Raw genomic sequence first — 23,816 nt, 5'->3', positions numbered from 1 at the left:
AGCCTGAAAGTTTGTGGGTAAAGCTAACTCCATATTCAGATTAAATAGATTTTTAAACTGATTAGCCATCGTGTTTATTACCTATGGCCGCATTTCTATTAAGCCATTCAATATATAAAAATTATTATATTTTATACATCAATATCTTATGTTTATTTGGTCTTACAATATCGCTTTGGCTATTGGGAAATTTATCTTCAGCTTCATCAGTCTATTATTGAATCAAATTTTTAAGATTTCTTGAGACCTATTGAGTAGATCGGTTTAGAAGCCGAGGATTTGTTGCAAATTTTTTAGTGTGAGGCATTTGGATGAATGTTTTATACTTAAGCAAATACTGATGTCGCTTATCTTAGATCCTGATTTGTGCTCCCTCATGGGTTTTACCGACAGCATTGGTATAAGGTGTAATTGCTCGTATAATATTTGCACCCACCAAAAAAATGGGTGCAGATATAGCTTCTTAAACCCATAAGACTAGTCAATGCCCTGTGAAAGTATGACTGAAGATGGAAAAGTGAAAATTGAGTAAAAACCCAGTAATTACAGAATTATTTGATTCATCAAAACGTACTCAAATCTGGGTCGCTCCAATGGCGGGCGTCACTGACCGTCCATTTAGAACGCTATGTAAATACTTTGGCGCTGGCCATGCAGTTAGCGAAATGATGACAGCAGACAAAACGCTGCGAATGACTAAAAAAAGCCTATACCGCGCTAATTTTGATGGAGAACTTGCACCCATTTCGGCACAAATTGCAGGGTCTGACCCTGAGCAGCTTGCTGAAGCGGCCCGTTATCAGGTCGAAAATGGTGCACAAATCGTTGATATTAATATGGGATGCCCCGCTAAGAAAGTCTGTAATAAACTTGCAGGTTCAGCATTATTGCAAGACGAAGATCTGGTGGCCCGTATTTTAGATACCGTGGTGGCCGCAGTCGATGTTCCTGTGACGCTAAAAACACGACTTGGTTTTTTAAATGGTCATGAAAACATTCTAAAAGTTGCTGAACGCGCTGAACAAGCGGGTATTGCAGCATTGGCTTTGCATGGTCGAACTCGTGAAGATATGTATTTAAATACAGCACGTTATGATTTAATTAAAGAAGTAAAAGGGCTTTTAAGCATTCCTGTGATTGCCAATGGCGATATTGATTGCCCAGAAAAGGCTAAATTTGTGCTGGATTATACAGGTGCTGATGCCATTATGATTGGCCGTGCAGCGCAGGGCCGTCCATGGATTTTCCGGGAAATTGCACACTATTTAAAAACAGGTGAACATATGTTTGCCCCTGATATTGCGGAAGTGAAACAGGTGTTGTTAGGTCATTTGAATGAACTCTATCAATTTTATGGAGAATATTCAGGTTGTCGCATTGCACGTAAACATATTGCCTGGTACACCAAAGGCTTACGTTCAAGTAACGAGTTTCGGCAAAATATGTATAAAGTCGAAAGTACACATGAACAGGCTCAGGTGGTTGAAGCCTTTTTTAATCAATTGCTTGATCAAGGACAGTTGATGAGTGATGTACAAGTTGAACATGTGGATTTATTAGCGATTAACTAGGGCTTAGCTTACTCACACATTTCCAAAACCAGTTGATTGATCAAGTCTCTTGCTTCTATTTCACGAATTTGCGCGACATTACTGCCTGCCCAAAATGCCCCAAATCCATGATCGCCCATTTGATTCGCAACCGCATGTAACTGTTTTGCAAGGTCGTAAGTATAGGGGTAGGCAGGTACAGATGGACGTTCAGGATGGTCAATCTGTGTGTGCCAATGATTAATAATGCCGCGTGCAGGTCTGCCAGAAATACTCGACGTAATTTGAGTAAGTGGCTGATTCAAAAGTGCCTGACGATAAGCTGCATTCGCATTTGATGTTTTACATTGCACAAAAGCTGTGCCTAATTGAACAGCCTGTGCGCCCAAATTCATAAGTTGTCTAGCTTGGCGACCATTCATAATACCGCCAGCTGCGATCACAGGCTTTTTACAATGCTGATTAATGAGTTGCACAAGATCAGCCGTTCTCACTGCGCCATCCATATCAGCATTAAATATTCCACGATGCCCACCTGCTTCGATGCCCTGTGCAATAATTATGTCAATTCCCGCAGCTTCAATCGCTTTGGCTTCGGTCAAATTAGTGGCTGAAACTAAAGTTATGATTCCGCTATTTTTTAAGGCTTGTATCTGATGTGTAGATGGAATACCAAAATGAAAGCTGGCTGCTTTAGGTTGAGTTTCTAATATCAGATTTAAAAAATCATCATTATCCAAGAAGCTTGGATAAATACAATCAAGTGCTTGAGGTGGCGTTGCATTAAAACGCTCGAATTCTGGTTTTAGATAGTTGATCCAGCATTGGGCTTCTTGCTCATTTAAAACTTGAGGTTGGTGGCAAAAGAAATTCACCTGAAATGGAGCGTCTGTAAGTGCTTGTGTCTGGAGTATTTGTTCTCTAGCAGAGCTCAAGTTACTTGCTCCTAAACCCAAAGAACCTAATCCACCAGAGTTAGATACTTCGGCTGCGAGTTCAGGGGTGGAGACACCGGCCATGGGTGCTAATAGAATAGGATGTTTAATTTCAAGTTGCTGTAAAATTGACATATTCTCATGAACCCGATGTTTTTTATCACCATAGCCTGAATTGTTGAAAAGATGCAAATAATGTTGGTTATTTAGTTGTTAAATACAGGATGTACAATTGAATTACATTTACCACGACATATCATGTCGTTTTAATCTGGGTAAATATTCAGTCAGACCTATATTTTTTATACTATATTTTGTATAGCTAAACTAAGGTGAGGTCGATACTCATGTCTGATCGTATCCGCGAAAAACTGCAAATTTTAGCTGATGCTGCCAAATATGATGTGTCGTGTTCATCTAGTGGTAGTAATCGGCAAAATAAAGACAAAGGGCTGGGCAATACGGGTTCAGGGATTTGTCATTCCTATACCGAAGATGGTCGCTGCGTTTCTTTACTTAAAATTTTATTCAGTAATGTCTGTATTTTTGATTGTGCTTACTGTGTTTCGCGCCGTTCTAATGACATTCAGCGTGCCGCATTTACGGTACAGGAAGTGGTTGATCTGACCATTAATTTTTATCGACGCAACTATATTGAAGGTTTGTTTTTAAGCTCAGGTATTTTTAAATCCGCTGACCATACCATGGAGCGTATGTTGCAAGTGGTGAAAAAACTACGTCTGGAAGAAAATTTTAATGGTTATATTCATTTAAAAACGATTCCAGGAGCCTCGCCTGAATTGATTACTGAGGCAGGTTTATATGCTGATCGTATGAGTATTAATCTGGAAATGCCTACAGAAGCAGGATTAAAACGTTTTGCCCCCGAAAAGACACATGCTGAAGTGCAAAAAGATTTGGGAATTGTTCGAGATCGTTTGATACAGTTTAAGGATGAACGCAAATTGATTCGTACTGTACCCAAGTTTGTCCCAGCAGGACAAACAACGCAAATGGTGGTCGGTGCAGCCAGCGAAACTGATTATGAGGTGATGATGATGGCGGATCATCATTACAAGGAATTTAAACTCAAACGTGTCTATTATTCGGGTTATATTCCAATCAATGAACAAGAAAAAGCTTTACCTGCCATTGGTTCAGCGCCCCCATTACTGCGTGAAAATCGGTTGTATCAGTCCGACTGGTTAATGCGTTTTTATGATTTTGCTGCCGATGAAATTGTAAATCCACAGCACCCCAATCTCGATTTGGACATTGATCCCAAACTGAGCTGGGCACTTCGTCATCCAGAACAATTTCCTGTCGATTTAAATCAGGCAGATTATAAAATGATTTTGCGTGTCCCTGGTATTGGTGTGAAATCAGCCAAAAAGATTGTACAAGCGCGACGCTTTGGGGCATTACGAATCGATCAATTGAAACGCATGGGCGTGGCTTATAGTCGAGCTCAGCATTTTATTCGTTGTGTTGACACGCCACAATTTCAACGAGATCTACAACCCCATCAAGTTCGCCAGCAAATTTTACAATCAGGACAATCTAAATATACGAAACAGATTTCACCACAATTAGGTTTTGGCTTTTAGCATGATGATTTTTAATGTATTGATGCAATGATCATTTATCAGTTTGATGGGAGTATGACAGGACTCTTAAGTTGTATTTTTAGGGCATTCCAATTTAAAGAGTTTGAGGTGCAATTGGCGCTTGAGCATCAGGCGCAGGATTCGCTTTTTGCAGAAAGTATTGTGGTTTCAAATCATGAGCAGCAAGCGCTGAGGGTGTGGACGGGCTTGAGTCAAAAGCTTTCACCAGAAGGGCTAAAGCGTTTTTATTATACGTTTTTATCTGAACAATTAATTGCGTTTCAGCATTTGTTTAATTTTGCTGTGTATGTATTCCAAAGTTCATTTTCCGTTGAAAAAAATTATGGACATGCTGACGTACTTGCTGTTTCTCAATGGACAAAGCAAGTGGGACGTGAAAAACATCGTATGGAAGCCTTTGTTCGTTTTAAGAAAACACAGGAAGGTTTGTTTATTAGCTTGGTACGTCCAGATTTTAATGTATTACCGTTGATTGAAAGACATTTTAAGGCACGTTATCAGGATCAAAAATGGCTGATTTATGATGAAAAACGCCATTATGGTATTTTTTATGATTTAAACCAAACGCATCAGATTGAACTGGATGCCTCTTATATTGATAGAAATATCAATAATGGTTTTAGTCAGGAGTTTTGTCTGGCATTGGATGAAAACGAAGCTTTGTATGACCAACTGTGGAAAGACTATTTTAAAAGTGTCAATATCGATGCGCGTAACAATATTAAATTGCATATTCAATATGTTCCGAAACGCTATTGGCGTTATATGAATGAAAAAATCCTGTAATTGGTTTAACCGGTTTTGACTTAACGAAAACATTCTCCAAACGATCCTTTCTGCAATAGAATTCTCCATGAAGAGCTTGTTTATAAAAAATACAAGAACCTAGTTTGCAACCCAATATTATAGTCTGACTAAATACTATATGGGGCCGACATGGAACAGTGAGCCAATCCAAGTCGAAAAAGCCATTGCCAAAATACCCCACACTGTAATCCGTAGGCTACCTTTCCAAAGAGAAGTACCAGCAAAATAACTAGATAATGCTCCCATTAAACTCAAGGAAATAATTCCTACAATAAGCACAATTTTTGATACAAGTTGTTCAGGGCTAAACAAGATCGCGAGCATGGGACATAACGCACCCAGTGAAAATGATAACGCTGAGGATAATGCAGCCTGTATAGGTCTGGCAGCAGTTTGTTCGGTTATTCCAATTTCATCACGGGCATGTGCTTCCAAGGCATCTTTTTCAGTAAGCTGAAGGGCGACTTCTTTGGCCAGTTCAGGCGATAACCCACGACGAATGTAAATGATCGTAAGTTCTTCCAATTCTAAATGTGGGTGTTGTTCAAGTAAATTTGCTTCAAACTTTAAATCTGCATGTTCAATATCTTTTTGGGACTGTACTGAAACATATTCACCCGCAGCCATTGAGGTTGCACCTGAAATCAAGCCTGCCAAACAAGCAATAAATAAAGTATGCGTACTTGCACCACTGGCAGCCATCCCCATCACCAGACTAGTGACGGAAATAATGCCATCATTAGCGCCTAAAACAGACGCACGAAGCCAGCCAGTACGTTGAATAAAATGGGGTTCATCATGATGGGAATACGACATAAATCGCCTAAAAGTATACTTTTATATTTTGCCAACAAGCATGCTGAATTGACAGGAAAAAAGCAAGAAAATCATTGAGCGCCTTGTATATTTAATAGTGAGAAACGTAGAGTCGAGTGATGGGATTCAGATTAAAATACTTCATTTTCAAAAAATGATTTTTAGTGATTTTAAAGTTTAGCTATTTTTTAGATGTTTATTTAAAGATCAATATTGCTGCATAATTCTTGTAGTCCCATTTATTAACTTGAATGCATTTTAAATAAGTTAAATCTTTTACCTTTAAAAACTTGTTTTTACAATAAACTCGTATTCCAACAACATAAATTAAAAAAAATGCAGTCTTTTCGTTTTAGAGTAGATAGAGCTTTTTATAACAATATTACAGGAATAATTATGTCTCTCGAAAAAGTAGTCTATCGTGCCAAAGCTAAGGCAACAGGTGGTCGAGATGGTCAAGTGGTTTCTTCAGACGGTGTTCTCAATGTAAAGCTCGGCGTTCCCAAAGAGATGGGTGGAGCAGGGGGTGCAGTAACCAATCCAGAGCAACTCTTTGCGGGTGGTTATTCTGCTTGTTTTCTAGGCGCGTTAAAGTTCGTTGCTCATCGCGATAAAATAACGATTCCAGCAGATGCTTATATCGAAGGTGAAGTGGGCATCGGACCTATTCCTACAGGTTTCGGCATTGAAGCTAAATTGAATATTCATTTAGAAGGAATGGATGAAGAAGAGGCAAAAAAACTGGTGGATGCAGCACATATTGTATGCCCGTATTCAAACGCGACGCGTGGAAATATTGATGTTGATCTAAATGTTATTGTCTAGTCAGACTATATATTTTGATTAGAATCACAATTTGTTGCTTGGCAATGGTTATTCATACACACATAAACAATTAAAAATAAAATATTTAATAGATAGATAGATCGGCTAAATATAAATATTAATTATTCTAATGATTAGGCGTTCCTAATTCAGATTGGGGATGCTACAAAACACAAAATCAGTAACTCTTAAACTTAATAATAAAGAAAGTGAGAGGTTAAAATAATGGAATGGCTACAAAGTGTATTAAAACATAGTCCAGAGATACTCCTATTTCTATCTCTCGCGATTGGATTCTGGATTGGCAAATTCCAGATAGGAAAATTCCAGCTGGGTGGCGTTGCAGGCTCTTTGCTGGTTGCAGTGGTGCTGAGCCTAGTCGGTGTATCTGTTGATAATGGTGTAAAATCTATCCTTTTCGCATTATTTATATATGCAGTCGGTTTTGAAAGCGGTCCACAATTTTTCAAATCACTAGGTCTGGAATCTATTAAGGAAATACTACTGGCAGGGTTCATGGCAATCTGCGGATTAGTCACTGTTCTGATCATGGCCAAAATTTTCCATTTAGATAAAGGTTTGGCCGCTGGTCTGGCTGCAGGTGGCATGACTCAATCAGCAATTATTGGTACAGCCGGTGATGCATTATCTCGACTTGATTTACCTGTAGATGAAATTTCCCGATTACAAGCAAATGTGGCCATCGGTTATGCGGTAACTTACATTTTTGGCTCACTAGGGGCAATTATTGTTTGTTCTAATATTTTGCCTAAATTTATGGGTAAAGAAATTCGCGATGACGCAATCAAAGCTCAGTCCGAGTTGCTTAAAGGAGCGATTGAATTAGCTCCTGGTCAGGAAATGGCGATGCCAGAGATTGTGGGTCGTATTTATAAAGTAGAACACGCTTCGGGTAAATCCATTGCTTCTCTTGAGGCTGAGGCTGGAAGTATTACGATTGAAAAGCTAAAACGTAAAGATCAATTAATTGATGCTAGCCCAGAAACTGTTCTTCAGATAGATGATATCGTATTGGTTGTAGGTCGTCGTCCGGCGGTTGTGGCTATGTCAACTGAGATTGGTTCAGAACTTCAGTCATCGACGGGTATGGAAATGGTGATGGATACGACTGATATCATCCTGAAGCATTCTAAATATATCAATCGTACTCTGGCCGACTTAAAGGCAAATACACCACCTTATCTTAAACACGGCATTTATATTATTTCGATTAAGCGAAATGGTGAAAAAATTGTATTAACTGACGATGTCATTTTTCAACGTGGCGATATTGTAACCGTGTACGGTACTCAAAGTGATCTTGCGCGAGTGATTAAAGAAGCAGGTCAGGCTTTACCAGAAAGTCTGAAAACCGATTGGGTTTTTCACGGCGCTGGTATTGCAGTAGGTTTAATCATTGGATTAATCGTGGTTCGTCTTGGTGGTATTCCATTGACATTGGGTGCAGGCGGCGGCGCTTTGCTTTCAGGTCTGGCTTTTGGTTGGTTGCGTAGTCGAAATGAGTTACATGGAAATATGCCACTTGCAGCTTCTCAACTTCTTCGTGATTTAGGCTTGGCAGGTTTTGTTGCGGCTGTCGGTTTGCAATCTGGCTTACAAGCAATTCAAACCATTAAAGAAAGTGGTTTATCTTTGTTCCTGATCGGTGTCGTAGTCACGATAGTCCCTCTCATACTAACGATGCTGTTTGGACGTTACATTCTTAAATATAACAATGTCGCAGTATTTGCTGGTGCGCTTTCAGGTGCTCGTAGTGCCAATCCTGCGTTTGGTGAGGTTTTGGATAAAGCCGGTAACTCAATTCCAACCGTTCCCTTTGCGATTACATATGCCTTAGCCAATGTATTTTTAACGTTATTAGGGCCTTTGATTGTGGGACTGGCGTAGAAATTAATTCATCAATTTTCTAATTTACAATAAATAAGGAGTTTGCTCTCATGGCAAATATCGACTATTCAAAATATGCAAAACTCAGTCCATTTGAATTAAAAGATGAATTGATCTCTTTAGCACAAAGTAAAACAGATCGCATGATGCTCAATGCGGGTCGCGGAAATCCCAACTTTTTAGCGACCATTCCACGTCGTGCTTTTTTTCAGTTAGGTTTGTTTTCTGCCACTGAATCTGAGTTTTCTTTTTCTTATATGCCAGAAGGGTTAGGCGGTTTTCCTCGTCCAGAGGGATTACAACAACGCTTTGATCATTTCGTGCTTGAAAATCGTGATAAGCCAGGCGTGGTTTTCTTAGGAAAAGCCGTTTCCTATGTGCGTGATCAGTTAGGTTTAGATCCTGATAAATTTTTGCTGGAAATGGTAGAGGGAATTTTAGGTTGTAATTATCCTGTTCCAGATCGTATGTTGCGTATCAGTGAGTCTATCGTAAAGGAATATATCCTGCGTGAAATGGGCGTTAAAGGAATGCCAAAAGAATCACTGGATCTTTTTGCAGTGGAGGGCGGAACTGCTGCAATGGCGTATATTTTTAATTCTTTAAAAGAAAATAAGCTCATCGATTATGGCGACAAAATTGCCATTGGTGTACCTGTTTTTACGCCTTATCTTGAAATTCCTGAATTGAATGACTACCAATTGGAAGAAGTGTTGATTCATGCTGATCCGAATATGGGATGGCAATACCCTGAATCAGAGCTGCGTAAGCTTGAAGATCCAGCAATTAAAGCCTTTTTCTTGGTCAATCCAAGTAATCCACCTTCCGTGAAAATGAGTGATGAAGGTTTAGCTATTCTGGCAGATATTGTAAAAAAACGTCCTGATTTAATTCTTTTGACAGATGACGTGTACGGTACATTTGCGGATAATTTCAAATCTTTATTTGCTGTTTGTCCTGAAAATACCATTTTAGTGTATTCATACTCCAAGTATTTTGGTGCAACAGGTTGGCGCTTGGGGGTTATTGCAACAGCGAAAGAAAATATTCTCGATAAAAAAATTGCAGCTTTATCGAAAAAAGATAAGGCTGACTTGGAAAAACGTTATGGATCATTGACCACCGATCCTGCCAGCATCAAATTTATTGATCGTTTAGTTGCGGACAGTCGTAATGTTGCCTTGAATCACACTGCAGGTCTTTCAACGCCACAGCAAGTTCAAATGGTGTTATTTTCACTGTTTAACATGATGGACTCTCGTCAAAACTACAAAAAAGCAGTCAAATCTGTGGTTCGTGAACGTGATGCTGCTTTATATCGTCAATTGGGTGTGGATGTCCCACAAGATCCAAATGCGGTAGATTATTACACCTTGGTCAATCTGGAAAATACTTCACGTCAACTTTATGGTGATGATTTCGCGGATTGGGTCATGAAAACCAAAAACCCGACCGAATTGTTATTCCGTGTCGCAGATGAAACGGGTGTGGTGTTATTGCCAGGTTCTGGTTTTGGTGTTCAACATCCATCTGCACGTGCATCTTTGGCAAACTTAAATGAATTCCAATATGCTGCGATTGGTGACTCACTACGCCGTTTTGCAGAAGAGTCCTATCAGGAATATTTAAAAACGCGCAAGAAAAAATAAGCGACTATAAAAATACGTCCTGTCCCTGATATATGAAAATGTATCAGGGTTTTTATTTTTTAATGCATCAGGAATGCTTTAATTTATTTGATATTTCACAAAGCAAGTGTATTTTTAAGGAAGATCTGACTATAAAGTTCTCAACTGTAGAACAATAAACGATGATTTTTGGTGTAAAAATTATTAGCATCTTGAAGTTTAACGATAGAACAACAACATCGAAAAGGAAGTAAAAATGCTAGCTTATGATGCTGATCTGGAATTATTTCGCGATAATTTTAAACGTTATATGAATGAGCAGATTGCTCCGCATTATGATCAATGGGAGCGTGAAGGTATCATGCCGCGTTCAGTATGGTCATCGCTGGGTGAAAATGGTTTTTTATGTGTCGATGTACCTGAAGCTTATGGTGGCTATGGCGTACCTACACACTACTCTTTAATGTTGGTTGAAGAATCTGCCCGTGCAGGTTACGGAGCTTTATCAACAGCAATTTCATGTCATTCAGAAATTGCTGCGCCTTATATTCTGCACATTGCCAATGAAGAACAAAAGCAATATTGGCTGCCTAAAATGGTGAGTGGTGAAGTGGTTGGTGCGATTGGTATGACGGAACCAGGAGCTGGTTCTGATTTACAAGCGATGCGTACCAGTGCGATTTTGCAAGATGATCATTATATTCTCAATGGTTCTAAAACGTTTATCTCAAACGGTCAACATGCAGACTTGGTTGTACTTGCAGTCAAAACAGATCCGCAGGCACGTGCTAAAGGTGTATCTCTGTTACTCGTCGATACTCATCTGGACGGTTTTAAAAAAGGCACGAATCTCGATAAAATCGGGCTGCACTCACAGGATACCTCTGAACTTTTCTTTGACAATGTCAACGTTCCAAAAGATCAGTTATTAGGGCAGCCTGGACAAGGTTTTGCTTATCTGATGCAGGAATTACCACGTGAACGAACTGCCATTGCAGCTACAGCTTTAGGTGCAATTCGTGGTGCGATTGATGTCACCATCAAATATGTTAAAGAGCGTCAGGCTTTTGGTCAGCCCATTGCAAATTTTCAAAATACACGTTTTGTTTTGGCGCAGGCAAAAATTGATGAGCTAGCAACAGCAGCCTTTTATAATCAAAACCTTGCTTTGTATCAAGACGCAAAACTGGATGTAGAGACGGCAGCAGCTCTGAAAAGCTTTAGTACCGATATGCAAATGAAAGTTGCTGACAATTTACTGCAACTGTTTGGTGGTTATGGTTATATGACTGAATATCCAATTTCACGTTTCTTTGTTGATGCTCGTATTCAACGTATTTATGGGGGAACCAATGAAATTATGAAAGAAATTGTAGCGCGTGGCATTATTGGAAAAGCATAAAAGTCATGTAAAAATATTAAAAAACGGTAGATCATCATCTACCGTTTTTTTGTAATAAGTACTATAACCGCAATACTTTCAAAGTCTCATCGACAAATTGGGGAAATAACTCTGGACTACGTGAAGAGATATATAAGTTATTATCATTGACTACATCTTGATCCAGACAAACCGCGCCTGCATTTTCCAGCTCATCTAAAATGGTTTGAATCGCACAAATACGTCGTCCTTTAACCACTCCGGCATGCATTAATAGTTGTGGTGCATAACAGCAAATAAAAATGGGTTTTTGTAGATTGGCAAAGCGTCTTACAAAAAAAACAAAACGTTCATCATTTCTCAGGGCTTCTGGGGATTCACCGCCCGGAATAAGCAGCGCATCAAAATGATGAACATTACTATCATCGATTCCTAAATCAATAGTTGTTGAGGTTTTACGTTGAATGCCATAAACAATATTACCTTCATGATGTTCAATATTAATAACTCGATGACCGGCAGCACGATAAGCATGGACGGTTTCACAATATTCAAGATCTTCAAAATCATGAGTGACTAAAGCGGCAATTGTTTTTGACATTTTTATTCTCCCTTTTTTTCAGGAAGGTTTTTATAGGAACTTAATACAATACGGCTTGAATGAAAAAACAACATTGACGCTTTGTATTTAAAGCGTCATGAATTGTAATTCTAAAATAAAAAGTAAGGATAATGAATGACTTAATTTTCATTAAATAATTTGTTGCAATTTTCAGAGCTATTACAGGCAGCAAATAAAATGGCTTTAGGTAGGCTTGCATACATATTGGTAATGTGTTGCTCAGCTGGATGCTTAAAATGCCAATATTTAAGTTGGTCTGATTTTAAAGCTTCAAAATCTTCAAAGAAATTGGAACTGGTATTGGCAGGCTGAGAACCTCTCGGCGGGCGTCCACGTCCTTCTGCTGTGCCTACGGTTGTCATCACTAAAATCGGTGTTTTAAAATCAGTCTTTTTTTGCTTGAATTGTTGCAGTTCTTTGGTTAACACACTTTGATCAAACCATAAAGAGGGACTAGCTGCAATATAACGATTAAAGCTTTGCGGGTGCTTGAAAAAGGTATCGAGCGTAAACAATCCACCAAATGAATGACCAAATAAAGTTTGTTGTTGAGTATTAATCTGAATACCTTGCTGGATTCGGGGTTTCAATTCATTTTGGATGAATTTTAAAAAATTATCTGCACCACCGTATTGGTATCGTTCATCCTTTTGGGGATCACTTTTAGGTAAGGGAGTATAGTCAAGCGCACGTTGCTGACCAGAGAACTGGGTTTCACTCGGATAGCCAATCGTTACAATCACCACTGGATCAAGTCCCATTTTTTCAGAACCACCGCCAAGCGACTGGGCAATGCTACTGGCACTATTAAATACTGCATTACCATCCAGCATATATAGAACTGGATATCCTGTTTTAGGAGCTGGTGTATAAGGAATATAAACCTGAATAAAATATTCGTTTGGCGTATATTTTGACTTCATTGTGAATTGCTGAGTTGTACCTTTACGCTGTAAGTCCAAACGCGGGCCTTCAGATTGAGAGGTTTTGGGAGCAATTGTGGCGCTGGTTTGTGAATAAGACACTGAGCTTACCCCCCAAAGTGATAGGCTAAGCAAGGTACAAACGAAAGGTTTTAGCATAATAGATCATTAAATGAGATTGATTCTTAATAATTTGTATTAAAGCATAAAAAAGAAAGATGTGAAGGTAAAAATAGGATTTTATCGATTTGACTGATCCTGATGCTATAGCAAACATGACAAGTCTTGATATACTGTCGAAAACCATTTGCAGGGGCTGCATTCCAATGATCCATGATGATCAGAACTCGTCAACTTCTCTCGATTTACAACAAATTCGCAATGATATTGATTCTGTAGATCAGCAGATTCAGGAACTCATTAATCGTCGTGCTAGTCTGGCTGAAGCTGTCGCTAAAGCAAAATTTGCTGCCGAAGAGAATCCGTTGTTTTATCGACCAGAACGTGAGGCACAAGTTCTGCGCAAAGTCATGGAACGCAATAAAGGGCCCTTATCCGACACTACAATGGCACGTTTATTTCGTGAAATTATGTCGGCTTGTCTGGCATTGGAAGCACCACAAAGTATTGCATTTTTAGGTCCAGAAGGGACTTTTACCCAGTCTGCAGTACTCAAACATTTTGGTAAAGATGCGATCGTGCGTCCATTACCGACGATTGATGAAGTATTTCGTGAAGTTGAAGCGGGTAGTGCGCATTATGGTGTGGTTCCTGTTGAAAATTCATCTGAAGGAATTGTCAACCATACCTTGGACTGTTTTAAAACGTCACAGCTTAATGTGATAGGTGAAGTGGAACTCCGCATTCATCACCAATTTCTAGTTTCCGAAAATACACGCAAAGACAGCATTAAACAAATTTATGCACATCAACAAACATTGGCTCAATGCCGCCAGTGGCTAGACGCACATTATCCGGGTGTTGAACGTGTGGCATTAAACTCAAATGCTGAAGCTGCGCGCCGTATTCGTAACGAATGGCATTCTGCCGCGATTGCTTCTGACATTGCAGCTTCACTTTATAATCTCGAAATTTTACATAGCAATATTGAAGATAATCCAGAAAATACTACGCGTTTTCTGGTAATTGGCCGTGAAAAAATTCCGCAAAGTGGCAATGATAAAACCTCACTTTTAATTTCTGCCCATGACCGAGCTGGTGCATTACTCGATATTCTGGCGCCATTTGCCAAACATGGCATTAGTTTAACCAGTATTGAAACACGTCCAGCTTTACCTGAAAAATGGGCCTATGTATTTTTTATCGATTTGGAAGGGCATATTGATCAGGAAAATGTTGCGGCAGCTTTAAACGACATACGCCCAACAGTCAAAGAGTTACGTGTATTGGGTTCTTATCCAGCAGCTGTATTATAATTTTGTCATTACAAAGTAATGACGTTATTCTTTTAAATATTGCTCTACGGGATAAGATAAACACATGATGCCTGAACCTTTATTTCATAAAGTCGCATTTATCGGACTGGGTCTGATTGGTTCGAGTCTGGCACGAGTCATACAGGCTGAACATTTAGCCACGTCAGTCGTGGCTGCAACTCGTTCCAAAAAAACTCTGGAAGATGCCAAAGCGCTGGGTTTGATTGATACGGGTTATGAAAGTCCTGTTGAGGCAGTGCAAGATGCAGATTTAGTTATATTGGCTTTGCCTGTTCGCGCGACGCAAAAAATTCTTGAACAGATCAGACCTTACTTAAATGAGCATGCAATTTTAACGGATGTGGGAAGTACCAAAGGGAATGTGGTTGCCGCAGCTAAAGCCGTTTATGGCGAGTATTTACCAGCAGGTTTTGTGCCGGGACATCCTATTGCAGGAAGTGAACATACGGGTGTCCACGCAGGTAAAGTAGATTTATTTGCTCACCATAAAGTGATTTTAACGCCGCTTCCAAGCAGTGCAGATTGGGCAGTTGAAAAATTAGTCCAGCTTTGGTCTGCTGCCAAGGCCGAAGTGATTTGTATGGATGTGGAAAAGCACGACGAGGTTTTGGCACACACTAGTCATTTACCACATTTAATGGCCTTTAATCTGGTTGAGCAATTGGCGAATCGTGAAGATAATCTCGACATTTTTCGTTATGCGGCAGGTGGTTTTCGTGATTTCTCTCGGATAGCCGCAAGTGATCCGCAAATGTGGCATGATATCTTCTTTGCCAATAAAACGGCAATCCTTAAAGCAGTTGATGGTTTTGAACAACAGCTTGCTGAGCTTCGACAACTGATCGAAGATGAAGACTCGCATGCGCTCATGGGGCTGCTTGGGCATGCTCAGGCTGCACGTCAACATTTTAATCATATGTTAGCTCAGAAACCCTTCATGGAGAAAAATAAGGTGACACAGCAATTTAGTATTCTACCGGGAAAAAAATCATTTCAAGGTAAATTTACCGTACCGGGTGACAAATCTGTGTCACATCGTTCCATTATGTTTGGTGCGATTGCAGAAGGAACTACGCACGTAACGGGCTTCCTTGAAGGTGAAGATGCTCTGGCGACTTTACAGGCGTTTCGTGATATGGGCGTTAGTATTGAAGGACCTAAAAATGGTGAAGTCACTATTCACGGGGTAGGCATGCAGGGCTTAAAAGCTCCTGTGGGCGCCTTATATATGGGTAACTCAGGCACCAGTATGCGTTTGTTGTCTGGAATGTTGTCGGCACAAAAGTTTGATTCGGTGATGACTGGCGATGCTTCACTTTCAAAGCGTCCAATGGAACGTATTGCCAAGCCACTTCGCTTAATGGGTGCTCAGATTCAGACTACAGGTGAAAAAGGAACGCCACCTGTGAGTATTACGGGGGCTCAAAAGTTAAAAGGTATTCATTATGATTTACCGATGGCTTCTGCCCAAGTCAAATCAGGTATTTTGTTGGCAGGATTATGGGCTGAAGGTGAAACTTCAGTGACTGAACCTGAACCAACGCGTGATCATACCGAGCGTATGCTGCGTGCCTTTGGTTATGAAGTGAAAACTGAAGGTAATAGGATTTCACTGGATGGCGGTGGTAAATTAATGGGGACGGATATTCAGGTTCCATCTGATATTTCATCTGCCGCATTTTTCATGGTTGGTGCTGCAATTACTGAAGGTTCAGACGTGACTTTAGAGGCAGTGGGGATTAACCCAACTCGTACGGGTGTAATTGAGATTTTAAAACAGATGGGTGCCGACCTGACTGTGGAAAATGAACGTATTGCTGGCGGTGAACCGATTGCAGATATTCGTATTCGTGGTACACGTACATTGAAAGGTATTCATATGCCTGAAGACCAAGTACCACTTGCCATTGATGAGTTTCCTGCATTATTTATTGCGGCGGCATGTGCGGAAGGTCAAACTATTTTAACTGGTGCGGCAGAATTACGTGTTAAAGAGTCAGATCGTATTCAGGTGATGGCAGATGGCTTGAAAATTATGGGAATCGATTGCAGGCCAACCGATGATGGTATTGTCATCGAAGGCAAAGGAAAATCAGGCGATTGGTCATTTATTTTTACTGGCGGTGAAATTGAATCGCATCATGACCATCGTATTGCCATGAGTTTTAGCATGGCAGGTTTACGTGCCTCTCAAGAAATTAAAATCTTGGGTACCGAAACTGTTGCAACGAGTTTCCCGACCTTTACTGAATTGGCTAATCGTGCGGGCTTAACCATTCAAGTCAGCCAATAATTTAAAAAGCATCCTCAGCTATACTGCTTAACATAAAAGCGACACAGCAGCAAAGTTTCGGCTTGGCTGCTGTTTGTTTATTGATTTATGCTAAATAGCAGTCATAACTATAAATGCAGGGTGCAGCATGAGAAAACTACAATTTATTGCGAATTGTCCTAATCACTATGATGGACATGAGGTCAATGAATGCCGTATTACTCAGGAATATGTGGCCGCACTTTTATTTAAGCAACTTGGTGAGTATGGTTTTGATGCGCAGCACATTGCGCATGAACATCAAAAAGTTGAAGTCAATATTGAAAACCATCAACTTCCTTTATCAGTAACTTGTACGCAAAAAAACAAGGATGGACAGTTGATGTGTGAGATCACTGCAAATCCAAGAGCAGAACAAGATTGGTTTGAAAAAATAGAAACTCAGAGTGTAATACGTCAATTGGCACAGGCAGTTGAAAATAGCTTAAAGTCAGATCAGACTTTTACAGCTTTTGAATGGAAAAATTAATACCACAATAAATGCTATTCGCCTGACAAACAGAGGTGTATATTTTCATGTATCTATAGATGTTTTAGAGTTATAACTACATGCAACCTTTCGATTTTTCTCAGCTTTCTCCGCCATTGGTTTGGAAACATTTTCAGACGTTATGCAATATTCCGCGACCCTCTAAACAAGAACAAAAACTGCGTGATCATCTTCAAACATGGGCAAAACAACGTGGTTTGGAAACTTATATTGATCAGATAGGTAATCTCATTATTCGTAAATCTGCGACTCAAGGCAAAGAGCAGGTCACTGGTGTTGTTTTGCAGGGACATCTGGACATGGTGACGCAGGCCAATTCAGGTACTATCCATGATTTTAATAAAGATCCAATTCAACCTGTGCTGGAACAGGGCTGGTTGATTGCTAAAGATACAACACTAGGCGCTGATAATGGTATTGGTGTGGCTTTGGCCTTAGCTGTTCTGGAATCTGATGATATTTCACATGGTCCAATTGAAGTTCTGCTCACTATAGATGAAGAAGCAGGCATGAGCGGTGCTCGTTTATTGGAAAGTGGTATTTTAAAAAGTAAATGGTTATTTAATATTGATACCGAAGAGTGGGGGGAGCTCTATTTAGGTTGTGCAGGTAGTCAGGATGTTGAAGCTCAACAGAAATTGACTTATATCGCAACACCTCGATCTGGACTGAAAACGATTGAAATTTCGGTTTCTGGCCTCAAAGGTGGGCATTCTGGAGTAGACATTCATCTGGGACGAGGCAATGCCAATGTCATTCTCATTCAATTGTTACATCAGCATTTATTTGAGTTAGGTGGGTATCTGGTTGAGTTTAGTGGCGGAAGTGCACGGAATGCCATTCCGCGTGAAGCAACTGCTTCGATCGTGATTGATGAAAGTCAAATAGAAACCTTACAAAACTATGTGCAAGGTTATGAAAAACAATATTTGGAAAAATTAAAAGGAATTGATGATCTTCTAAAAATTAAAATGGAACTTAAAGATCAATCCGTAACGGAAGTGATTCATCCCCAGCAACAAACTTCGTGGTTAAGTGCTTTAGCGACGTGTCCTTATGGCGTGGCAAAAATGAGCGAAGTATTGGAAAATGTGGTTGAAACTTCAAATAATATTGGAGTGATTCAACTCAATCAACAACACGCCAAAGCCTTAATTATGGTGCGCTCAATGTTGAATAGCGAAGCGACTCGTTTTTCTGAAGAGATTGCAGCGCATTTTAGCAAATTAGGTATAACATCTGAGCTTGCACCTTTAGTATCGGGGTGGACACCTAATCCTGAATCTGCGGCTTTAAAATGTTTACAGCAAGCTTATCGGACTACTTTTAATATTGAGCCACATTTAAAAGTGATTCATGCGGGTTTGGAATGTGGCATCATTGCTGAACATTATCCTGACTTACAAATGGTGTCATTTGGCCCTGATATTCAAGGAGCGCATGCGCCAGGTGAACGAGTCAAAGTCGATACTGTAGAAAAGTGCTGGAAATTATTGGTCGCTGCTTTGGAAAGTGTAAAATAGAAAATGAAAGAATACGATTCTGGATTGAGACAATTCATTTTTGATCCAGAGTCATTTCATTATGATCATCTAGATTTTTTGCGAAAATTGATATTTAGATAAACGATAATCACAAACAAAATCCCAAATTAGCTTTCATATTGAAAGTGTTATAGTCTAACGTATTATTCATTTATACGTTTATTGAGGTTTTTATGCTTTCAGTCATTTCTCCAGCCAAGACTTTAGACTACGAAACTACATTACCAACAGATAAACATACTTTACCAAGATTATTGGATCAATCCGAGCAATTGATTGAGGTTTGCCGTGAATTATCAGCTTCACAAATTGCCAGTCTAATGAGTGTCAGTGAAAAGATCGCGAATCTGAATACAGATCGTTTTCGTGATTGGACACCTGATTTATCGCTTGCAAATGCACGACAAGCCATTTATGCCTTTAAGGGTGATGTATATACAGGTCTGGATGCATACAGTCTAAAGCAGGCAGACATTGAATTTGCCCAGACTCATTTGCGCATGTTATCTGGCTTATATGGGCTGTTGCGTCCACTCGATTTGATGATGCCGTATCGTTTGGAAATGGGAACTAAATTGCAAAATTTACGTGGACATAATCTGTATGAATTTTGGGCTAATCAAATTACTCAATTAATTATCAAGGATCTTGAACATACCAAAACAGATATTCTGGTTAACATCGCTTCCGATGAATACTATAAATCGGTCAATGAAAAATTAATTGATGCACAAATTATTAAGCCAGTTTTTCTAGATCAGAAAAATGGTAAATATAAAGTCATCAGTTTTTATGCGAAAAAAGCTAGAGGTTTAATGGCACGATTTATTATTGAAAATAAATTAGAAAAAGCTCAGGATTTGAAAGCATTTAATAGTGACGGTTATTATTTTGATGCTGATAATTCCACTGAGCTTGAACTGGTGTTCAAACGCGATGAACAAGCTTAATCGTTAATGATAAAAGGAGTGGGTGATGTGGGATGAGATACTTCATCGCTCATGGTGGCGTTTAGAGCAAACTTATCATTTTAATACTAGTCAGAATCGTCTGGGCTTATTAAAAAAGGCTTATTCCGAACCACAGCGTGCCTATCATACCTTACAGCATTTAAGTGAGTGTTTGCTTAATTTGGAACAAGTGCAGAGTTCGCTTGATGATCCATTTGCGGTTGAATTAGCCCTGTGGTTTCATGACGCTGTTTATGATCCTCAAGCTTCAGATAATGAAACGTGCAGTTCGCAATTATTTCGAGATTCATTAAAAAGTGATTTAGCTCCAGAACTTTTAGTCAAAATCTCTCAATGGATTATCGCGACCAAGCAACATCTTCCCAGTGATGATCATGATTTAAATATGTTATTAGATATTGATTTAGCAATTCTGGGAGCAAAGCCTGAACGGTTCATTGAATATGAACAATAGGTTCAAGATGAATATCGCTGAGTTAAACCAGAAATTTACCGAGTCAAACGTAAGCAGGTTTTAGACTATTTTTATGGCCAACAGCCTTTATATCAAACTCATTTCTTTCAACAAAATTTTGAAAAACAGGCAAAAGAAAATCTTAAATTTGCTTTGAAATAAAAAAGTCCTCCATAACACGGAGGACTTTTTTAATTTTACTCAATTAATTTTTTGCATCTTGTTTGACATCTTTTGCTGTGTTTTCAACAGAAGTAGCAGCATCGTGAGCAGCTTCACGTGTTGCAGCTTCTGCTTTATCAGCAGCGTGTTCTGTTGAAGCCGCAGCGTGATCGGCAGCAGCGTCAATTTTTGCAACTGCATTGTCAGTAGCAGCATCAATTTTTGCAGCAGCGTCAGAAGTCGCATGTTCAACATCATGGCTAGCTTGAGTTGCTGCATTTTCAAGATGTTCGCCTGTAGTTGCCCCAGTTTCTGGTGCTTTTTGTTTATTACAGCCGACAAGGGCAACAGTTGCAGCAAGACCAATAATCATCGCTAACTTATTCATTGTGTATTTCCTTTTTAATTGTGGCATCCAGAAAAGTTTGGATTGTTAAATTGTAAGCGTAATAACTTTGTGATAACGATTTTTATTTGTAAACAAAATGTTAAAAAATGCAATAAAAAAAAAGGCTTATCCTTCGAGGAGGGATAGGCCTATAAACCAGATCAGGTTTTAAAAAGAAGTTGCTTTAACCATTCCGGATAAGATAATCAAACGCAGAGAGAGAAGCCTTTGCACCTTCACCCTAAGCGTGGAACGAGAAAAATCCATAAAAAGTCCGATCTGGTAGGATTGGACTGATTATAATTAGATAAGTAATTGATTTGAATAAAATTAATAAAATAATTTCGCATAAGGCGTATTATGTTAATTATATAGTTCATTAAGAGTTTTATTCTTCTTTATCTAAATAAATAAATCCTAAGTCAATTTTTTTATAATGCCTAAAATCTTTCTTATCGACAGGTATTCTTTTATATTTTTCTTCAGAATAATCAACGTCTTTTACTTTAAATCCATCAATGCTAATGTAAATTAGTGAAGGTATTTTGTAATAGTTATTCATATCAGGGCGAAAAAAATAATATTTTTTTATAATTGGCTTTAATGTAAAACTACCATCGCTGTTTAAAGCTATATTAGGAGCATTATTAGGAGTCAAACCATTAAACCCAATTAAACCTTTTTTTCCACTGAGAGGTTTATTTGTAATACTACTATAAATATATCCTGTTACTTCTGGTGTGACATAAATTTCTTTTTGTACACAAGAGGTTAGAAAAAATGTAATTAAAAAAATCAATATAATGCTAGCTTTCTTATTCATTTTTTTGAAATTCCTGAAATAATTAGTAACCCAGTCACGTCCTTTTTATTTGCAACCATATTTTTATCCCAGTTCGGAATTCCTGTTAAATTTCCTTCAGCATACTTCATTAGATCTATCTCTCCTGAAGTTGGATAACTAGTTCCTGATTTAGGAACTTGCCAAACTTCTGATGAACCATGATGCGTTATAGAATCCATAACACCACCATAAGCTTCTACAATTGCATGGCCAGTTTCGTGAGCAATAGTCTCTTTAAATGACTTATCAGAAACTGCTTCTGGATAGAACCCCCATGTTGTTCTATCAAAATGTAAATATCCAGTCATGTAAGCAGTTTTCCTTGAAAGAATGGAATTTGAACTTCTAAACATAGGATCATTTGGGTCAACATTAGTTATGTATGTTAGCTTCATTTCTGGCATTGCATTTGTTTTTGAATTTATTATTTTTATAAAAACTTCATAGTCTTTACCGTTTAAAAAATATTTTTGCCCGTAGGATGTGTTTGATTTCTACTCCAATAATAATTAATACCATCTAGTGATAATTGTAGAAGTTGAGAAAAGTTTTTAGTTTGTACTGAATATGGTTGGACTGTACGCTTTTTAATTTCTGTAACAGGAACTAATTGACCATTATAAAGACCTTTGGCTCCTCCATCTAGAAGATTTACTCTAAGATTAATATTAATTTTTAAAGTCTTTCTATTAATATTTACATCCATCCAATCTTTATTAAAATACTTAAAATTAAAAGTCTTTTCATCTAGAGCTATAGCGTTTCTACCATTAATACCCTGAACTCTGAATATAACACCGTTTGTACCTGTCATGAATTTACTATCATATATATCCTGAATAAAACCATCCCATTCTATTTTAAAGTCTTTACTCCCCACGAGGGCTTGGTTGATTCTTTTAACTTGTATAAATTTTCCATCTTTTTAAACTTCTAAAATAATTGCTTCAAATATTGCATTAACAGTTGAACCTTGAAAAGTAAGAATTCCATTACTAAGAGAACCATTTGACTTAGGGATACCTAAAGGGACAAATGGCTTAACCATTACCTCTTTTAAAATAATTTCATTTTTCTTTATTGAATCATCTATAAAATGGTTATTTTGTGGATGATTATTAATCGGCTGAAAACCAGAAGCCATAGTCTGTCGGATTCGACTACCACTATTGCCAACCACATGACTCTGCTGAGGTTGAATTGTAGCCCCACAAGTTAACTTATCTCCTGCATAAGCAACTGCTTTACCATCCATGATGATGTGATCATGGCTTTTGATAACTTCTGACCAACATTTACATTTAGGGCAAAAATGCCCATCTCCAGCACGTACAAATAAATTCCCTTGTTGTGAACTTCTTACTTGGGTTGAAGGAATAAATCCACCGTGATCAGTTGGTGCATTATGAATCGCAAAACCCTTAGCCATGATTAATACCTTCTTGTTTTACTAAAAAACCTTCAGGAGCTTTATCACCTTTAAAAATATTAATGGCTACGGATTTATTAGGGCTATCTATAATCTCATCCCCATTTTCTAAATGACTGCCAACGAATGCAGCTGACTTCCCCTCTACAATACAAGCAACAATTCCAGCGCCTGAATTAATTTTAATGGCAAGGTAATAAATCGTTGTGGGTATATGCTGAAAATAAAGCTGTTCCGATTTGATTGTCGGGTCTATATCTTCTTGAAACATTTGTTGTAATTGTTCTATAGATAATTCATGTAAGAAAATTGGACATGCCATATATAAATTCACACAATAATTTTATTATCTAATAAATATACTGCTTTTCAAAATAAAATAAAAAAGTATCACATGGTAAATAATTTATCATTTAAAACGAATGTAAGTGTGATTCTTGATTATCATACAATTAAATGGATTATCCATGTTTCTAAAAATATTTACACTCTCTTGTAAAAAACAAAGCAGCCCAAACTACTTTGTTTCTGTGATTGAACAAATGAGCGATTAACCATTCCGGATAAGATAATCAAACGCAGAGAGGGAAGCCTTTGCACCTTCACCGGTAGCAATAATAATCTGCTTATAAGGTACAGTGGTACAGTCACCTGCTGCAAATACACCGGCTACATTAGTTTCATTTCGCTCGTTAATGATGATCTCACCACGTCCACTTAAC

23 protein-coding genes and 1 pseudogene are annotated in these 23,816 nt (G+C 38.5%); 13 read left to right on the top strand and 11 right to left on the bottom strand.

Annotated features, from left to right (window positions below):
* Window positions 1–578 precede the first annotated feature (578 nt).
* The gene (dusB, locus tag IAE19_RS07415) at window positions 579–1,571 is read left to right on the top strand and encodes a tRNA dihydrouridine synthase DusB (RefSeq protein WP_320159413.1); all 993 of its coding nucleotides are present in this window, start codon (window positions 579–581) and stop codon (window positions 1,569–1,571) included.
* An 8-nt stretch (window positions 1,572–1,579) separates the two neighbouring features.
* On the opposite strand, the gene IAE19_RS07410 is transcribed toward dusB, so the two are convergent.
* Window positions 1,580–2,677 carry an NAD(P)H-dependent flavin oxidoreductase gene (locus IAE19_RS07410; RefSeq protein ID WP_413784514.1) on the bottom strand — a complete coding sequence of 366 codons (1,098 nt, stop codon included), beginning with the start codon at window positions 2,675–2,677 and terminating at the stop codon, window positions 1,580–1,582.
* 155 nt (window positions 2,678–2,832) lie between these two features.
* Between IAE19_RS07410 and IAE19_RS07405 the strand changes: the two genes are divergently transcribed.
* Together IAE19_RS07405 and IAE19_RS07400 are read left to right on the top strand one after the other, a co-directional pair.
* The gene (locus IAE19_RS07405) at window positions 2,833–4,092 is read left to right on the top strand and encodes a putative DNA modification/repair radical SAM protein (RefSeq protein ID WP_200460309.1); all 1,260 of its coding nucleotides are present in this window, start codon (window positions 2,833–2,835) and stop codon (window positions 4,090–4,092) included.
* Window positions 4,093–4,119: 27 nt separating this feature from the next.
* The gene (locus tag IAE19_RS07400) at window positions 4,120–4,899 is read left to right on the top strand and encodes a TIGR03915 family putative DNA repair protein (RefSeq protein ID WP_200460308.1); all 780 of its coding nucleotides are present in this window, start codon (window positions 4,120–4,122) and stop codon (window positions 4,897–4,899) included.
* Between the two features lie 135 nt (window positions 4,900–5,034).
* Here the strand turns inward: IAE19_RS07400 and IAE19_RS07395 are convergent, their stop codons facing one another.
* On the bottom strand, window positions 5,035–5,736 hold the full coding sequence (locus IAE19_RS07395; protein WP_200460307.1) for a VIT family protein: 702 nt from the start codon (window positions 5,734–5,736) through the stop codon (window positions 5,035–5,037).
* Window positions 5,737–6,132: 396 nt separating this feature from the next.
* On the opposite strand from IAE19_RS07395, the gene IAE19_RS07390 reads away from it, so the two are divergent.
* From IAE19_RS07390 to IAE19_RS07375, 4 genes are all read left to right on the top strand, one after another.
* Window positions 6,133–6,561 carry an organic hydroperoxide resistance protein gene (locus tag IAE19_RS07390; RefSeq protein ID WP_200460306.1) on the top strand — a complete coding sequence of 143 codons (429 nt, stop codon included), beginning with the start codon at window positions 6,133–6,135 and terminating at the stop codon, window positions 6,559–6,561.
* 222 nt (window positions 6,562–6,783) lie between these two features.
* Window positions 6,784–8,469, top strand: a complete 1,686-nt coding sequence (gene aspT / locus IAE19_RS07385) for an aspartate-alanine antiporter (protein ID WP_200460491.1) — start codon at window positions 6,784–6,786, stop codon at window positions 8,467–8,469.
* 50 nt (window positions 8,470–8,519) lie between these two features.
* On the top strand, window positions 8,520–10,118 hold the full coding sequence (locus IAE19_RS07380) for a bifunctional aspartate transaminase/aspartate 4-decarboxylase (protein WP_200460305.1): 1,599 nt from the start codon (window positions 8,520–8,522) through the stop codon (window positions 10,116–10,118).
* 235 nt (window positions 10,119–10,353) lie between these two features.
* Entirely contained in the window at window positions 10,354–11,499 is a 1,146-nt protein-coding gene (locus IAE19_RS07375; RefSeq protein WP_200460304.1) for an acyl-CoA dehydrogenase family protein, read from the top strand.
* A gap of 61 nt (window positions 11,500–11,560) precedes the next feature.
* Here the strand turns inward: IAE19_RS07375 and IAE19_RS07370 are convergent, their stop codons facing one another.
* Both IAE19_RS07370 and IAE19_RS07365 read right to left on the bottom strand, forming a co-directional pair.
* Window positions 11,561–12,079 carry a DJ-1/PfpI family protein gene (locus IAE19_RS07370; protein WP_200460303.1) on the bottom strand — a complete coding sequence of 173 codons (519 nt, stop codon included), beginning with the start codon at window positions 12,077–12,079 and terminating at the stop codon, window positions 11,561–11,563.
* A 140-nt stretch (window positions 12,080–12,219) separates the two neighbouring features.
* Window positions 12,220–13,182: an alpha/beta hydrolase gene (locus IAE19_RS07365; RefSeq protein WP_200460302.1), complete on the bottom strand. Its 963-nt coding sequence runs from the start codon at window positions 13,180–13,182 to the stop codon at window positions 12,220–12,222.
* A gap of 167 nt (window positions 13,183–13,349) precedes the next feature.
* On the opposite strand from IAE19_RS07365, the gene pheA reads away from it, so the two are divergent.
* The 6 genes and pseudogenes from pheA to IAE19_RS07335 all read left to right on the top strand — a co-directional run bounded on the left by pheA (window position 13,350) and on the right by IAE19_RS07335 (window position 20,433).
* Window positions 13,350–14,459 carry a prephenate dehydratase gene (gene pheA, locus IAE19_RS07360; RefSeq protein ID WP_200460301.1) on the top strand — a complete coding sequence of 370 codons (1,110 nt, stop codon included), beginning with the start codon at window positions 13,350–13,352 and terminating at the stop codon, window positions 14,457–14,459.
* 67 nt (window positions 14,460–14,526) lie between these two features.
* On the top strand, window positions 14,527–16,773 hold the full coding sequence (locus IAE19_RS07355; RefSeq protein ID WP_200460490.1) for a bifunctional prephenate dehydrogenase/3-phosphoshikimate 1-carboxyvinyltransferase: 2,247 nt from the start codon (window positions 14,527–14,529) through the stop codon (window positions 16,771–16,773).
* Between the two features lie 127 nt (window positions 16,774–16,900).
* Window positions 16,901–17,281, top strand: coding sequence for a hypothetical protein (locus IAE19_RS07350; protein ID WP_200460300.1), 381 nt, complete (start codon window positions 16,901–16,903; stop codon window positions 17,279–17,281).
* 80 nt (window positions 17,282–17,361) lie between these two features.
* Window positions 17,362–18,825: an aminoacyl-histidine dipeptidase gene (locus tag IAE19_RS07345; RefSeq protein WP_200460299.1), complete on the top strand. Its 1,464-nt coding sequence runs from the start codon at window positions 17,362–17,364 to the stop codon at window positions 18,823–18,825.
* 194 nt (window positions 18,826–19,019) lie between these two features.
* On the top strand, window positions 19,020–19,796 hold the full coding sequence (gene yaaA / locus IAE19_RS07340) for a peroxide stress protein YaaA (RefSeq protein ID WP_200460298.1): 777 nt from the start codon (window positions 19,020–19,022) through the stop codon (window positions 19,794–19,796).
* A gap of 25 nt (window positions 19,797–19,821) precedes the next feature.
* A pseudogene (locus IAE19_RS07335) lies at window positions 19,822–20,433 on the top strand (metal-dependent hydrolase).
* 43 nt (window positions 20,434–20,476) lie between these two features.
* Here IAE19_RS07335 and IAE19_RS07330 read toward each other — a convergent pair.
* The 7 genes from IAE19_RS07330 to IAE19_RS07300 all read right to left on the bottom strand — a co-directional run.
* On the bottom strand, window positions 20,477–20,821 hold the full coding sequence (locus tag IAE19_RS07330) for a hypothetical protein (RefSeq protein ID WP_200460297.1): 345 nt from the start codon (window positions 20,819–20,821) through the stop codon (window positions 20,477–20,479).
* 388 nt (window positions 20,822–21,209) lie between these two features.
* Complete coding sequence (locus IAE19_RS07325; protein ID WP_200460296.1) at window positions 21,210–21,644, bottom strand: hypothetical protein; 435 nt, start codon at window positions 21,642–21,644, stop codon at window positions 21,210–21,212.
* On the bottom strand, window positions 21,641–21,973 hold the full coding sequence (locus IAE19_RS07320; protein WP_200460295.1) for a hypothetical protein: 333 nt from the start codon (window positions 21,971–21,973) through the stop codon (window positions 21,641–21,643). Before IAE19_RS07320 ends, IAE19_RS07325 begins: the two co-directional genes overlap by 4 nt.
* Before the next feature lie 149 nt (window positions 21,974–22,122).
* Window positions 22,123–22,479, bottom strand: a complete 357-nt coding sequence (locus IAE19_RS07315) for a hypothetical protein (protein WP_200460294.1) — start codon at window positions 22,477–22,479, stop codon at window positions 22,123–22,125.
* Between the two features lie 111 nt (window positions 22,480–22,590).
* Entirely contained in the window at window positions 22,591–23,094 is a 504-nt protein-coding gene (locus IAE19_RS16585) for a PAAR domain-containing protein (protein WP_227612209.1), read from the bottom strand.
* Entirely contained in the window at window positions 23,087–23,416 is a 330-nt protein-coding gene (locus IAE19_RS07305; RefSeq protein WP_200460293.1) for a hypothetical protein, read from the bottom strand. The genes IAE19_RS16585 and IAE19_RS07305 overlap by 8 nt, the downstream gene beginning before the upstream one ends.
* Window positions 23,417–23,644: 228 nt before the next feature.
* The coding region (locus IAE19_RS07300; protein ID WP_413784517.1) for an FAD-dependent oxidoreductase at window positions 23,645–23,816 on the bottom strand (172 nt) is incomplete at its 5' end.

Origin of the sequence: Acinetobacter sp. S40, assembly GCF_016624705.1 — a bacterium.
Lineage (GTDB): Bacteria > Pseudomonadota > Gammaproteobacteria > Pseudomonadales > Moraxellaceae > Acinetobacter.
Note: the sequence above shows the minus strand (reverse complement) of the source record. Positions and strands in the feature narration are given on the sequence as shown.

What these genes read in the sequence shown, in the direction of transcription:
- IAE19_RS07405 (WP_200460309.1), top strand. Translation starts at nt 2,833, where the DNA reads ATGTCTGATCGTATCCGCGAAAAACTGCAAATTTTAGCTGATGCTGCC.
- IAE19_RS07400 (WP_200460308.1), top strand. Translation starts at nt 4,120, where the DNA reads ATGATCATTTATCAGTTTGATGGGAGTATGACAGGACTCTTAAGTTGT.
- IAE19_RS07395 (WP_200460307.1), bottom strand. Translation starts at nt 5,736, where the DNA reads ATGTCGTATTCCCATCATGATGAACCCCATTTTATTCAACGTACTGGC.
- IAE19_RS07390 (WP_200460306.1), top strand. Translation starts at nt 6,133, where the DNA reads ATGTCTCTCGAAAAAGTAGTCTATCGTGCCAAAGCTAAGGCAACAGGT.
- IAE19_RS07380 (WP_200460305.1), top strand. Translation starts at nt 8,520, where the DNA reads ATGGCAAATATCGACTATTCAAAATATGCAAAACTCAGTCCATTTGAA.
- IAE19_RS07375 (WP_200460304.1), top strand. Translation starts at nt 10,354, where the DNA reads ATGCTAGCTTATGATGCTGATCTGGAATTATTTCGCGATAATTTTAAA.
- IAE19_RS07370 (WP_200460303.1), bottom strand. Translation starts at nt 12,079, where the DNA reads ATGTCAAAAACAATTGCCGCTTTAGTCACTCATGATTTTGAAGATCTT.
- IAE19_RS07365 (WP_200460302.1), bottom strand. Translation starts at nt 13,182, where the DNA reads ATGCTAAAACCTTTCGTTTGTACCTTGCTTAGCCTATCACTTTGGGGG.
- pheA (WP_200460301.1), top strand. Translation starts at nt 13,350, where the DNA reads ATGATCCATGATGATCAGAACTCGTCAACTTCTCTCGATTTACAACAA.
- IAE19_RS07355 (WP_200460490.1), top strand. Translation starts at nt 14,527, where the DNA reads ATGCCTGAACCTTTATTTCATAAAGTCGCATTTATCGGACTGGGTCTG.
- IAE19_RS07350 (WP_200460300.1), top strand. Translation starts at nt 16,901, where the DNA reads ATGAGAAAACTACAATTTATTGCGAATTGTCCTAATCACTATGATGGA.
- IAE19_RS07345 (WP_200460299.1), top strand. Translation starts at nt 17,362, where the DNA reads ATGCAACCTTTCGATTTTTCTCAGCTTTCTCCGCCATTGGTTTGGAAA.
- yaaA (WP_200460298.1), top strand. Translation starts at nt 19,020, where the DNA reads ATGCTTTCAGTCATTTCTCCAGCCAAGACTTTAGACTACGAAACTACA.
- IAE19_RS07330 (WP_200460297.1), bottom strand. Translation starts at nt 20,821, where the DNA reads ATGAATAAGTTAGCGATGATTATTGGTCTTGCTGCAACTGTTGCCCTT.
- IAE19_RS07325 (WP_200460296.1), bottom strand. Translation starts at nt 21,644, where the DNA reads ATGAATAAGAAAGCTAGCATTATATTGATTTTTTTAATTACATTTTTT.
- IAE19_RS07320 (WP_200460295.1), bottom strand. Translation starts at nt 21,973, where the DNA reads ATGACTGGATATTTACATTTTGATAGAACAACATGGGGGTTCTATCCA.
- IAE19_RS07315 (WP_200460294.1), bottom strand. Translation starts at nt 22,479, where the DNA reads ATGACAGGTACAAACGGTGTTATATTCAGAGTTCAGGGTATTAATGGT.
- IAE19_RS16585 (WP_227612209.1), bottom strand. Translation starts at nt 23,094, where the DNA reads ATGGCTAAGGGTTTTGCGATTCATAATGCACCAACTGATCACGGTGGA.
- IAE19_RS07305 (WP_200460293.1), bottom strand. Translation starts at nt 23,416, where the DNA reads ATGGCATGTCCAATTTTCTTACATGAATTATCTATAGAACAATTACAA.